Genomic DNA, 12216 nt, shown 5'->3' with positions numbered 1-12216 from the left:
GCGCTCACTGCTTCACGTAGGGGACGCCGTTGGCGGCCGGGACCCGCACCCGGCCCACGACACCGGCCACCGCGAACAGGGTGACGATGTACGGGAGCATGAGCAGGAACTGGCTGGGGATGCCGGCGCCGCTGCCCGCCGGCAGGGTGCCCAGGCGCAGCTGGAGCGCGTCGGTGAAGGCGAACAGGAGCGCTGCACCGAGGGCGCCCACCGGGTGGTAGCGGCCCAGGATCATCGCGGCCAGGGCGATGTAGCCCTTGCCCGCGCTCATCTCCTCGCCGAAGGCGACGCCCGTGCCGATGGTGAGGGTGGCACCGCCCAGGCCCGCTACGGCGGAGCCCAGCAGCACGTTCCCCCAGCGGGTGCGGTTGACGTCGATGCCCACCGTGTCCGCGGCGCGGGGATGCTCGCCGACGGCACGGACGCGCAGGCCCCAGCGGGTGCGGAACAGCGCCACCGTGAGCACCGCGACGATGATCCACATGAGGTACACCAGGATGTTCTGCTCGAAGAGCACCCGGCCGATCACCGGCAGGTCCGCGAGCACCGGGATCCGCAGCGTGGGCAGCCGCAGGGGCTGGTTGAACATCTGCGGGTTCTGCTTCATGACGGTGCCGAAGAAGAAGCTCGTCAGACCGATCGCGAAGACGTTCAGGACCACCCCGATGATGATCTGCTGCACCCGGTAGCCGACGGCGAACAGCGCCAGCAGCACACCGATCAGCAGGGACATGACCGGCGCGGCGAGCAGGCCCACCCACGGGCTGCCCACCATCGAGCCCACCAGCACCGCGCCGAAGGCGCCCATGAGGAGCTGGCCCTCGATGGCGATGTTGATGACGCCGGAGCGCTCGGAGAGCACGCCGGAGAGGGCGCCGAAGGCGAGCGGCACCGCGAGCAGCATCATCGTCTGCAGCATCGCGCCCACGTCGACGGTCGCGCCGTGGAAGGCCCAGTCCAGGAAGGCCAGCACCCACAGGAGTCCGAAGGCGGCCACGAGGGCGGGGCGGCCCCGTCGGCCGAGCGGGCGCATCATCGCCGCGGACCACCACAGCACGCCGGCGATGGCCAGACAGGCCAGGGCGAGCACGAGCGCGAGGATGCGGGAGGGCAGGGTCAGGTCCTCGGGGACGATGCCGCCGGGGTTCAGATCCCCCTCCGTCGCGAGGCGGAAGGTCGTGGAGTCGGCGCCCGGGGAGCTCAGCGCGAAGACCAGCAGCGCCAGCACCGAGAGGGCCGTGAGCGCGGTGGGGAGATGCCACCAGGAGCGCAGGCGCTCCGAGGTGTGCACGGGGACGACGGGAGCGTCGGCCGTGGACGGCGTCGGGTCCTGGACGGACGTGCTCATGCGCTCTCCCCCTTCGAGGAGTCGGGATCGGCGGGCCGAACGGGATCAGCGGCGCCCGGTGGACCGTCGGGATCGGCAGGATCCGGGGCGTCCACCGGTGCCCGGTGGACACCCTCGCGCGGCACGGCGGGTCCTTCGGCGGACGCCATCGCCGCGGCGTCGGCCGAGGCGAGGGTCGCGGCGTGGGTGCTCTCGGCCGCTCCGCGGCGCGGACGTCGCGGTGCGCGGGGACGGTCCACGCCGCCGAGACCCACCAGGAAGCGCACCAGCGGAGGTGCGGCGATGAACAGCACCACGAGAGCCTGGATCACCTGGACCAGGTCGATCGGCACGCCCTGAGCGGACTCCATGAAGCGCCCGCCGGTGGACAGCCCCGCGAACAGGATGCCGGCCAGCAGGATGCCCACGGGGCCGGAGCGGCCCAGCAGCGCCACGGTGATCGCGTCGAAGCCGATCGAGCCGGCGATCGAGCCGGTCAGGCGCTGCTCCGTGCCCAGCACGTGCACGCCGCCCGCGAGGCCCACCAGGGCGCCCGCGACGACCATCACGCCGATCGCGCTGCGACCCACGTCGATGCCGGCGACCTCCGCGGCGCGGGGGTTCGAGCCCACGGCGCGGAAGCGGAAGCCCAGGGTGGAGCGGCTCATCAGCCACCACAGGAACACCACGGCCAGGAGGGCGATGAGCAGGCCCAGGTGCAGTCGGTACTGGTCCCCCGCGAGCAGCGGGAGCCGGGCGTCGGCGCCGATCGACGGCGAGGTGGGCTGGGCCTTGTTCGCACCGGTGAAGGCGGAGGTGGTCAGCGCGAACGCGAGCGCATAGGTCGCGATCCAGTTCAGCATGATCGTGGTGATGACCTCGCTGGCGCCGAAGCGGGCCTTGAGGAAGCCGGCGATCCCGCCGTACAGACCGCCCGCGACGATCGCCGCCGCGATGCAGGCGAGCAGGTGGACGACCACGGGCAGGTCGACCGCGAAGCCCACGTAGCCCGCGGCGGTCGCGCCCACGATCAGCTGGCCGGTGCCGCCGATGTTGAACAGTCCCGAGCGGAAGGAGACGGCCATTCCGGTCGCGGCGATGATCAGCGGGGTCGCGACCGTGAGGGTCTCCATCAGCGGCTTGATGCCGCGCAGGAACGCGGGGCCCAGCAGGTACAGCCCGCTGCCGCCCCGCTCGCGGATGTCGTCGGCGACTTTCCCCGCACCCTGGTAGTCGAAGACGCTGCCGCGGAACATCGCCGCATAGGCCTCGGTGATCGCCTGCCAGCCGGCGCGGAAGGTGTCCGCCGGTCGGCCGAAGAAGTATCCGGCCGCCTCGCGGACGCCGGTGTCGGAGACGAGGATCAGCGCGGATCCGACGATGAACGCGAAGACGAAGGCGAGGACCACCACCAGCACGTTGCTGCGGGCGATCTGCTGCAGGACCGGGCCGGCGCCGCGGGAGGCGGCCTCGGAGCCCGGGGTGCCGGGATCGCCCGGCTGGACGGCGGTGCCGGGGGCGACCGCGGGAGCCTGGCCGTCGCTCGGGGCGCTCATACGATGTCTCCTTCGTCGGCGAGGATGCTGTCGGAGGTGCGGGCACCGGCGGCGACCGCCTCGCGCGCGGCCTCCAGGGTGTAGCCCGCCATCATCAGGCCCAGCACGTCACGGTCCTCGTCCGCGGGGACCACGCCGAGGATCCCGCCGCGGTACATCACCGCGATCCGGTCCGAGAGCTGGATGACCTCGTCCAGCTCGGTCGAGACGATGACCACCGGGGTGCCCTTGTCGCGCTCGGCGACGATGCGGCGGTGGAGGAACTCGATCGAGCCCACGTCCACGCCGCGGGTGGGCTGGGAGGCGATGAACAGGGAGAGGTCGCGGCCCAGCGCGCGGGCCATGACGACCTTCTGCTGGTTGCCGCCGGAGAGGGTGGACACGGCATCGTCGATCGACCCGGTGCGCACGTCGAACTCCGCGACCTCTGCGGTCGCGCGCTGACGGATCGCGCCGGGGCGGAGCATGACGCCGGAGGCGAAGGGCGCGCGATGGTGCTGGTCCAGCACCAGGTTCTCCGCGACGGAGAAGTCGGCGACCAGCGCGTCGTGGGTGCGGTCCTCGGGCACGAAGCCCACGCCCGCGTCGAGGATCTGGCGGGTGCTGCGCCCCACCAGCTCCTTCCCCTCGAGCAGGATCGAGCCGCGCACACCGCTCTGCAGGCCCAGCAGGGCCTCGGTGAGCTCGGTCTGCCCGTTGCCCTGCACGCCGGCCACGCCCAGCACCTCGCCGTGATGGACATCGAGGTCGACGTCGTCGAGCAGCACGATCCCGTCCGCATCGGTGACGCCCAGACCCTTCACCTGCAGGGCCACCTCGCCGGGGTCGGCAGGGGCCTTGTCGAGGTCGAGCGCGACGGAGCGGCCCACCATGAGGGACGCCAGCTCGGTCTGATCGGCCGACGGCTCCGCGGTCCCCACGATGCGCCCGCGGCGGATCACGGTGATGCGGTCGGCGACCGCCTTGACCTCGCGCAGCTTATGGGTGATGAACACGATCGAAGTGCCCTCGTCCCGCAGCTGACGCATGATCGCCATCAGCTCGTCGGTCTCATGCGGGGTGAGCACAGCCGTGGGCTCGTCGAGCACCAGCACCTTCGCCTGGCGCGAGAGCGCCTTGATGATCTCGACCCGCTGCTGGGCGCCCACCGGGAGGTCCTCGACGACGGCGTCGGGGTCGATCTCGAAGTTGAAGCGCGCGGACAGCTCCCGGACCGTGCGGCGCGCGGTCGCGAGGTCGAGGAAGCCGAGACTGCCGGGCTCGTTGCCGAGCATGACGTTCTCGGCGACCGTGAACGGCGGCACCAGCATGAAGTGCTGGTGGACCATGCCGATGCCGGCCCGCATCGCGTCGCCGGGGCCGCTGAAGTGCACGGGGGCGCCGTCCAGGAGGATCTGCCCGCCGTCGGGCCGGTAGAGGCCGTACAGCACGTTCATCAGCGTGGACTTGCCCGCGCCGTTCTCCCCCAGGAGGGAGTGGATCTCACCGGGTTCGACCACGAGGTCGATCGCGTCGTTGGCCACGAAGGTGCCGAATACCTTCGTGATCCCTCTGAGCTCGAGCTTCACGCCTGCTCTCTCCGTCGGGTGTCAGTGCGGGCGGCACCGGTCGGTGCCGCGCCCGCGTGGGCGATGCTACCGCCCCCGCCGAGGAGGCTCGGCGGGGGCGGCGGCGTGCGCAGAAAGAGGCTGGATCAGCCGAGGTTCTGCGGGGAGGCGTCGGACTCGACGACGATCTTGCCGTCGATGATGTCCTTCTTGAGCTGGTCGACCTCGCCCTTGAGCTCGTCGGAGACCTCTCCGTCCATGTCGTGGTACGGGGCCAGGCCCACGCCCTCGTTCTCGAGAGTTCCGACGTACGGGGAGTTCTCGAAGCTGCCCTCGGCGGCGGCCGTGGCGACATCCTCGACGGCGGGGGCGATGCCCTTCATGACCGAGGTGAGGATGAGCGGCTTGGCGGCATCGTCGCCCACGGACTCGAAGCCGTCGGTGTCGACCCAGATCACGTAGCGGCCGTCGGCCTCCTTGGCGGAGGCGAGGGTGCCCGAGCCGACCGGACCGGCCACCGGCATGACGATGTCAGCGCCCTGCGAGTAGAAGGTGTCCGAGAGGGCCTTGCCCTTGGACTGGTCCTCGAAGTCGCCGGTGAAGGAGCCCTTCTGGGTCTTCTTGTCCCAGCCCATGAGCTGCACGTCGGTCTTGTGGACCTCGTTGTACTTCGCCACGCCGTCCGCGAAGCCGTCCATGAAGATGGTGACGGTCGGGATCTGGATGCCGCCGTAGGTGGCGACCTTCCCGGTCTTCGAGGTGCCTGCGGCGACGTAGCCGGCCAGGTAGGCGGCCTGCGCGGTGTCGAAGGAGAGCGGCTTGACGTTGTCGACCTCGATCGCGTTGCCGTCGGCGTCCTGCGCCGTCGAGTCGATGATCGCGAACTCGGTGTCCGGGTTGGCCTTGCCCGCGTCGCCGGTGGCGGGGGCGAGGAGGAAGCCGACCGTGAAGACGAGGTCGCAGTCCTGGCCGATGAGGTTGTCGATGTTGGTCGCGAACTGCGCCGGGTCCGTGGACTCGGCCTTCGCGGTCTCGATCTTCAGCGCCTCCTCGGCCGCCGCGAGCCCGTTGGAACCGGACTCGTTGAAGGACTTGTCGTCGAAGCCGCCGGAGTCCGAGACCATGCAGGCCTTGAAGTCCGAGGTGGCGCCGCCGCCGTCGCTGCCCCCGGCGGCAGGAGCCTCCTCCGGCGGGGCGCCGCAGGCTGCCAGGGTGAGGATGCCGGCGCCAGAGAGGGCGATCGCACGCGAGATGGTCTTCATGTATTTCCTCCGAGGAAAGGGGGGTCCGGACGCGCCCGGGACTCGGGCGAGGCCACGTCACGGTCACTCGGAGAGTAGCGCCGGGAGGTCGGTTCTGAGACGCACTCGCGGATTCGTCCGTGAACCGTTATGAAATCGTCGCGCGGATGTCGCCGCCGTGAACGACCGGCGAACCCGTCACCCTTCCCGGAACGGCCCTCGGGCGATCAGACCGGCAGCAGATCCCTTTGGACGCACGCCGCGGCGAGCACGGAGGCGCCGATGCCGATCGCCCGCTCGTCGATCATCAGATCACCCATGTGCAGGTCGTAGGTGCGGCCGCCCGGGGTGCGGGTGCCGAGGCGTGCGAGGGCTCCGGGCACCTTCTCGAGGTACCAGGCGAAGTCCTCCCCGCCCAGGGACTGCGCGGTGGGGTCGAGCTTGTCGTGGCCGAGGACGCCCTGCACGGCGGCGGCGAGCACGTCGACGCTCGAGCGGGAGTTGGACACCGGCGGCACACCGCGGTCGTGGGTCACCCGCGCCTCGACGCCCCAGGGCCGCACCAGGTCCGCCAGGATCGTCTCGAGCAGCTCCTCGGCCTGGTCCCATGCCTCGTGGTCGAGGCAGCGCAGGGTCCCCTCGAGGGTGCCGCTGCTGGGGATCGCGTTGAACGCCGAGCCCGCGTGGATGCTGCCCCAGGTCAGGTTCACGCCGGAGCGCGGATCCATCCGACGGTTCAGCGCGGCCGGGAGCTGGGTCGCGATGGAGCCGAGCGCGTAGACGAGGTCCTGGGTCAGGTGGGGGCGCGAGGTGTGTCCGCCCGCGCCGCGCACCTGGACCTTCACCGGATCGGTGGCCGAGGTGATCGGGCCGGACTTCAGGCCCACATGGCCCACGTCCACCCCGGGATCGCAGTGCAGGGCGAGGATCGAGTCGACCCCGGTGAGGACGTCCTGCCCGATCAGCTCGAGCGCGCCGCAGGGATGCTGCTCCTCGGCGGGCTGGAACACCAGACGCACCCCGCGGCGCAGACCTCCGGCGTCGGCGACTCGGACCAGAGCCGTCGCCGCGCCCAGGACCGCGCTCATATGGACATCGTGGCCGCACGCGTGGGAGACGCCCTCGACCGTCGAGCGGAAGCCGACGGTGCTCAGCTCGGGGATGCCCAGCGCATCCATGTCCGCACGCAGCGCCATCAGCTCGAGCGCGGGGTCGGAGCCGGGGATGTCGCAGATCAGCCCGGTGTTCGCCATGCGGCGGGGCGTGAGCCCGAGACCACGCAGATGCGCGTCGATGAAGTCGGTGGTCGCATGCTCCTGATGGGAGAGCTCGGGGTGACGGTGCAGATGCCGACGCACCTCGCGCAGCGCATCCTCCGACTCGCGGATCGTCCTCGCGATCAGACCCGTCGGCCCCAGCATCGACCGCTGCTCCGCGGTTCCCAGCAGGACCTGCTGCGACTGCTCCACTGTGGCACTCCCCTGCATCGGCTCGACACGGCCGCTCGCGGGATCCGTCGAGGGCCGACGCCCCTGCGGTGGCCGCTGCGGGCGGTCGACGTCAGCGCAGGTGGCCCAGCCCGTGCCGCTCGAGGCGGGCGACGAGCACCGAGAGGTCCTGCGCCTGTTCGTCGGCGAGCACCAGCAGCGCGTCCTCGGTGTCGACGATGCTGATGCCGTCCAGCCCGACCAGGGCGATGAGGCGATCCGTGGCACCGTACACCGTCGCCCGCGAGGAGACGGCATCGACCCTGACGCTTCCCAGCACGCGGACATCACCGGCATCCGGCACCGTCTCCTCCCCCTCGCTCGACTCCGCCGCCTTCCGGTGCTCGCGCAGCTGACGGGCGAGCGCGGCGAAGTCGCCCACGTCATCCCAGCCGAGGTCCGCGGGCACCACGACGACCTTGCCGTCCGCGGCGAGCGGCTCGGCGAGCGCATGATCGATGGCGATCGAGGTGAGCCGGGGCCAGATCCTCTCGAGCACCTCCTGGTGCTGCGCGGTGCCGTGCGCCGCCGCGATCTCCCGGACCCCGGCGGCCAGGGAGGGGATCTGCACCGCCAGCTCGTCCAGCAGCACCGAGGCCCGGACCACGAACATCCCGGCGTTCCACAGGAAGCGGCCGGAGGCCAGGAACTCCTCGGCGCGCTCGCGGTCGGGCTTCTCGACGAAGCGGACCACGCGATGGGCGCCGGAGGGGAGCTCGGCGCTCGCGCCATCGGCGCCGTCGGGAGCGCCCTGCTCGATGTACCCGAAACCGGTCGCGGGATGGGTCGGGGCGATCCCGAGGGTCACCAGGTCTCCGCCCTCCGCGGCGCGACGCGCGATGCCCACGGCGCGGAGGAAGGCCTCATGGTCCCCGATCAGATGGTCGGCGGCGAAGGAGCCGATCACGGCCTCAGGGTGCTCCCGCTCGACGAGCGCCGCGGCCAGGGCGATGGCGGGCATGGAGTTGCGGGGCGAGGGCTCCGGCACCACATGTGCGCTCCCCACTTCCGCCAGCTGCTCCCGCACCGACTCCTCGTGATCGACGCCGGTCACCACGATCGGCGGATGGTCGGCCAGGGGCAGGAGCCGCTCCACGGTGCTCTGGAGGAGGGAGCGCCCGTCGCCGGTCAGATCCAACAGGAATTTCGGGCGGGAGCGGCGTGAGAGCGGCCACAGTCGGGTCCCGGCGCCGCCGGCGGGGATCACGGGCACGAAGGGAGAGGCGGGCATCGGCCCAGCGTAGCCATGCCCGAGGCGGTCGGGGCGGGGCCCGAGGACGACCGTCAGGACTCGGCCGCCGACGCACGGCACAGCCCCTGCCTGGTGCTACGCTGAAGAGGCCCCTGTCGGGGGCGATGATGATGTCGCCGTGTCGTGAAATGCCCGCTCGTGGGCGGTCCACGGCGCGATCGCCGTCCGGAGCGTCGTTCCGGCGGTCGGCTGGCCGCACGCCACGGCATCTCCTCACCGTTCCCGGCGCCATCCCGACGCTTCTGGAGGAACTCCGTGGCTTCCGCCCAATCCGGGACGCTCTATCGCGGTCGCGAGGGCATGTGGTCCTGGGTCGCCCACCGCATCTCAGGAATGCTCATCTTCCTGTTCCTGCTGGTGCACGTCCTGGACACCGCTCTCGTCCGCGTCTCCCCCGAGGCCTACAACGAGGTGATCGGGCACTACAAGACAGTGGTGTTCGGCCTCGGCGAGGTCGGCCTCGTCGGCGCGATCCTCTTCCATGCCCTCAACGGCCTGCGCATCATCCTGGTGGACTTCTGGTCCCAGGGCACCAAGCACCAGCGCGGCCTGTTCTGGGGTGTCGTGGTCCTGTGGGTCGTCCTCATGGCCGGCTTCCTCCCCCGCCACCTCATGCACATGTTCGGAGCGTGATCACGATGTCGACCTCCACCACCTCGATCCCTGATCCGAGCACCCGCTACCGTCGCCGCGGCCAGCGCGGCGTGAACGCCGAGATGCTCTCGTGGATGTTCATGCGCGCCTCCGGCGTGCTGCTGGTCATCCTCGTGTTCGGCCACCTCTTCGTGAACCTCTGGCTCGGCCTCGGCGTCAAGGGCATCGACTTCGCCTTCGTGGGCGGCAAGTGGGCCAACCCGTTCTGGCAGGTCTGGGACCTGCTCATGCTGTGGCTCGGCCTGATCCACGGCGGCAACGGCGTGCGCACGATCATCAACGACTACGCCCGGAACGACCGTCTCCGCCTCGTCCTCAAGGGCCTGCTCTACGTCGCCGTGGTCGTCACTATCATCCTCGGGACCCTGGTGATCTTCACCTTCGACCCGTGCCCCACCGGCGCCGAGCCCAGCCTCCTGCCCTCCTTCTGCGAGGGCTGACGCCCCCGGACGGCCGCGGAGCGGCCGTCCCACCCCACTTCCCGGTCGACCCGAAACGGAGCAGTCACCCGACATGCAGACCCATAACTACGACGTGGTGATCATCGGAGCCGGCGGCGCCGGCATGCGCGCAGCCCTGGAGTCCTCCAAGAGCGCACGCACCGCGGTCGTCACCAAGCTCTACCCCACGCGCTCCCACACCGGCGCGGCCCAGGGCGGCATGTGCGCCGCCCTCGCCAACGTCGAGGACGACAACTGGGAGTGGCACACCTACGACACCGTCAAGGGCGGCGACTACCTCGTCGACCAGGACGCCGCGGAGGTCATGGCCAAGGAGGCCATCGACGCGGTCCTCGACCTCGAGAAGATGGGGCTGCCGTTCAACCGCACGCCCGAGGGCAAGATCGACCAGCGCCGCTTCGGCGGTCACACCCGTGACCACGGCGAGGCGCCCGTGCGCCGCTCCTGCTACGCCGCGGACCGCACCGGCCACATGATCCTGCAGACCCTCTACCAGAACTGCGTCAAGCAGGAGGTGGAGTTCTTCAACGAGTACTACGTGCTCGATGTGCTGATGACCGGCGACCCCCGCAGCGACGAGGGCGTGCGGGCCTCCGGCGTGGTCACCTACGAGCTGGCCACCGGCGAGATCCACGTCTTCCGTGCGAAGTCCGTGGTGTTCGCCTCCGGCGGCTTCGGGAAGATCTTCAAGACCACCTCCAACGCCCACACCCTCACCGGCGACGGCCCCGCGATGGCCTTCCGCCGCGGCATCCCGCTGGAGGACATGGAGTTCTTCCAGTTCCACCCGACGGGCCTGGCCGGGCTGGGCATCCTGCTCTCCGAGGCGGCTCGCGGCGAGGGAGCGATCCTCCGCAACTGCGACATGGAGCGCTTCATGGAGCGCTACGCCCCGACGCTGAAGGACCTCGCCCCGCGCGACGTCGTGGCGCGCGCCATGGCCAACGAGGTGCGCGAGGGCCGCGGCGCCGGGCCCAAGAAGGACTACGTCTTCCTGGACCTCACCCACCTGGAGCCCTCGCACATCGATGCGAAGCTGCCGGACATCACCGAGTTCGCCCGCACATACCTGGGCGTCGAGCCGTACACGGACCCGATCCCGGTCTTCCCCACCGCGCACTACGGCATGGGCGGCATCCCCACGAACATCAAGGGCGAGGTGCTGCGCAACGAGACCGACGTGATCCCGGGGATGTACGCCGCGGGCGAGACCGCCTGCGTCTCGGTGCACGGCGGCAACCGCCTGGGCACCAACTCGCTGCTCGACATCAACGTGTTCGGCCGCCGCGCCGGCATCGCCGCCGCGGAGTACGCCGCGACCGTGGACCTGCCGGAGCTGTCCGAGGACGTCGAGCTCCCCACCGTGGAGCTGCTGCAGCGTCTGCGCGACCGTCCCGCCACCGAGGATCGGATCGCCGACATCCGTCTCGAGCTGCAGGAGCTCATGGACGCCAACGTCCAGGTGTTCCGCACCGATGAGACCTGCCGTCGCGCCCTGGCCGGGATCACCGAGCTCAAGAAGCGCTACGAGACCGTGGCCATCCAGGACAAGGGTCGCCGCTACAACCTCGACCTCATGGAGGCCGTGGAGCTGGGCTTCCTCCTGGACCTCGCGGAGATCGTGGCGCTCGGCGCTCTGCACCGCAAGGAGTCCCGCGGCGGTCACTTCCGCGAGGACTTCGAGAAGCGCGACGACGTCAACTTCCTCGAGCACACCATGGCCTACCGCACCCTGCCGGGTGAGGACGGCGTCGAGGGAACCCCGATCCGCCTGGGCACCAAGCCCGTCGTGATCACCCGCTACGAGCCCAAGGAGCGTACCTTCTGATGACTGCCGTCGCTGAGAAGCCCCAGGCCGACGCCGGCGCAGGCGAGGTCCCCTCGTTCGAGGTCACCCTGCGCATCTCGCGCTTCGACCCGGACAGCGAGAAGGGTGCCCGCTGGGAGGAGTTCACCGTCACGATGCACGGCACCGACCGTGTGCTGGACGCGCTCCACGAGATCAAGTGGCACCAGGACGGCTCGCTGACCTTCCGTCGCTCCTGCGCCCACGGCGTGTGCGGCTCCGACGCCATGCGGATCAACGGCCGCAACCGTCTGGCCTGCAAGACGCTGCTGAAGGACCTCGACATCAAGAAGCCGATCACCGTCGAGCCCATCAAGGGCCTGCCGGTCGAGAAGGACCTGATCGTCGACATGGAGCCGTTCTTCGACTCCTACAAGGAGGTCATGCCCTTCCTGGTCGCCGGTGGTCAGGAGCCGAGCAAGGAGCGTCTGCAGTCCGCGGAGCAGCGCGAGCGCTACGACGACACGACCAAGTGCATCCTGTGCGCCGCGTGCACCTCCTCGTGCCCGGTGTTCTGGACCGATGGGCAGTACTTCGGCCCGGCCGCGATCGTCAACGCGCACCGCTTCATCTTCGACTCGCGCGATGATGCCGGCGAGCAGCGCCTGGAGATCCTGAACTCCAAGGAGGGTGTGTGGCGCTGCCGCACCACCTTCAACTGCACCGAGGCCTGCCCGCGCGGCATCCAGGTGACCAAGGCGATCGCCGAGGTCAAGCAGGCCGTGCTCACCGGCCGCATCTGATCGATCCGGTCGTCGTCCCGCGCACGGGCCGATGACCGCACGGCACGACGAGGACCGATGCTCCGCAGGGAGCATCGGTCCTCGTCGTCTGCGGTGCCCCGC

10 protein-coding genes are annotated in these 12216 nt (G+C 70.5%); 4 read left to right on the top strand and 6 right to left on the bottom strand.

From position 1 onward, the window contains the following. Positions 1-4: 4 nt before the first annotated feature. The 6 genes from CFK41_RS06035 to CFK41_RS06010 form a co-directional block, all read right to left on the bottom strand. Positions 5-1348: an ABC transporter permease gene (locus tag CFK41_RS06035; RefSeq protein ID WP_096798846.1), complete on the bottom strand. Its 1344-nt coding sequence runs from the start codon at positions 1346-1348 to the stop codon at positions 5-7. Further along, a complete protein-coding gene (locus CFK41_RS06030) occupies positions 1345-2883 on the bottom strand; it encodes an ABC transporter permease (RefSeq protein WP_096798845.1) in 1539 nt (512 codons plus the stop codon). Before CFK41_RS06030 ends, CFK41_RS06035 begins: the two co-directional genes overlap by 4 nt. Further along, the gene (locus CFK41_RS06025) at positions 2880-4451 is read right to left on the bottom strand and encodes an ABC transporter ATP-binding protein (RefSeq protein ID WP_096798844.1); all 1572 of its coding nucleotides are present in this window, start codon (positions 4449-4451) and stop codon (positions 2880-2882) included. Before CFK41_RS06025 ends, CFK41_RS06030 begins: the two co-directional genes overlap by 4 nt. 125 nt (positions 4452-4576) lie before the next feature. Next, a complete protein-coding gene (locus tag CFK41_RS06020) occupies positions 4577-5692 on the bottom strand; it encodes a BMP family lipoprotein (protein WP_096798843.1) in 1116 nt (371 codons plus the stop codon). Positions 5693-5898: 206 nt separating this feature from the next. Next, on the bottom strand, positions 5899-7140 hold the full coding sequence (locus CFK41_RS06015; protein ID WP_096798842.1) for a M20 family metallopeptidase: 1242 nt from the start codon (positions 7138-7140) through the stop codon (positions 5899-5901). A gap of 91 nt (positions 7141-7231) precedes the next feature. Continuing rightward, complete coding sequence (locus CFK41_RS06010) at positions 7232-8389, bottom strand: mannose-1-phosphate guanylyltransferase (protein WP_096798841.1); 1158 nt, start codon at positions 8387-8389, stop codon at positions 7232-7234. Between the two features lie 276 nt (positions 8390-8665). Here CFK41_RS06010 and sdhC point away from each other — a divergent pair, with 276 nt between their 5' ends. From sdhC to CFK41_RS05990, 4 genes are all read left to right on the top strand, one after another. Next, a complete protein-coding gene (gene sdhC, locus CFK41_RS06005; RefSeq protein ID WP_096798840.1) occupies positions 8666-9043 on the top strand; it encodes a succinate dehydrogenase, cytochrome b556 subunit in 378 nt (125 codons plus the stop codon). Positions 9044-9048: 5 nt separating this feature from the next. Then, on the top strand, positions 9049-9504 hold the full coding sequence (sdhD, locus tag CFK41_RS06000) for a succinate dehydrogenase, hydrophobic membrane anchor protein (RefSeq protein ID WP_096800961.1): 456 nt from the start codon (positions 9049-9051) through the stop codon (positions 9502-9504). A 73-nt stretch (positions 9505-9577) separates the two neighbouring features. Next, positions 9578-11353 (top strand): succinate dehydrogenase flavoprotein subunit, encoded by a 1776-nt coding sequence (gene sdhA / locus CFK41_RS05995; RefSeq protein ID WP_096798839.1) that lies wholly within the window; start codon positions 9578-9580, stop codon positions 11351-11353. Beyond that, a complete protein-coding gene (locus CFK41_RS05990; RefSeq protein WP_096798838.1) occupies positions 11353-12114 on the top strand; it encodes a succinate dehydrogenase iron-sulfur subunit in 762 nt (253 codons plus the stop codon). The genes sdhA and CFK41_RS05990 overlap by 1 nt, the downstream gene beginning before the upstream one ends. The last annotated feature ends 102 nt before the right edge of the window (positions 12115-12216 follow it).

Origin of the sequence: Brachybacterium ginsengisoli, from assembly GCF_002407065.1 — a bacterium.
GTDB lineage: Bacteria > Actinomycetota > Actinomycetes > Actinomycetales > Dermabacteraceae > Brachybacterium > Brachybacterium ginsengisoli.
This window is presented reverse-complemented; position numbering and strand designations above follow the sequence as displayed.

What these genes read in the sequence shown, in the direction of transcription:
- sdhA (WP_096798839.1), top strand. Translation starts at nt 9,578, where the DNA reads ATGCAGACCCATAACTACGACGTGGTGATCATCGGAGCCGGCGGCGCC.
- CFK41_RS05990 (WP_096798838.1), top strand. Translation starts at nt 11,353, where the DNA reads ATGACTGCCGTCGCTGAGAAGCCCCAGGCCGACGCCGGCGCAGGCGAG.
- CFK41_RS06030 (WP_096798845.1), bottom strand. Translation starts at nt 2,883, where the DNA reads ATGAGCGCCCCGAGCGACGGCCAGGCTCCCGCGGTCGCCCCCGGCACC.
- sdhD (WP_096800961.1), top strand. Translation starts at nt 9,049, where the DNA reads ATGTCGACCTCCACCACCTCGATCCCTGATCCGAGCACCCGCTACCGT.
- CFK41_RS06020 (WP_096798843.1), bottom strand. Translation starts at nt 5,692, where the DNA reads ATGAAGACCATCTCGCGTGCGATCGCCCTCTCTGGCGCCGGCATCCTC.
- CFK41_RS06035 (WP_096798846.1), bottom strand. Translation starts at nt 1,348, where the DNA reads ATGAGCACGTCCGTCCAGGACCCGACGCCGTCCACGGCCGACGCTCCC.
- CFK41_RS06010 (WP_096798841.1), bottom strand. Translation starts at nt 8,389, where the DNA reads ATGCCCGCCTCTCCCTTCGTGCCCGTGATCCCCGCCGGCGGCGCCGGG.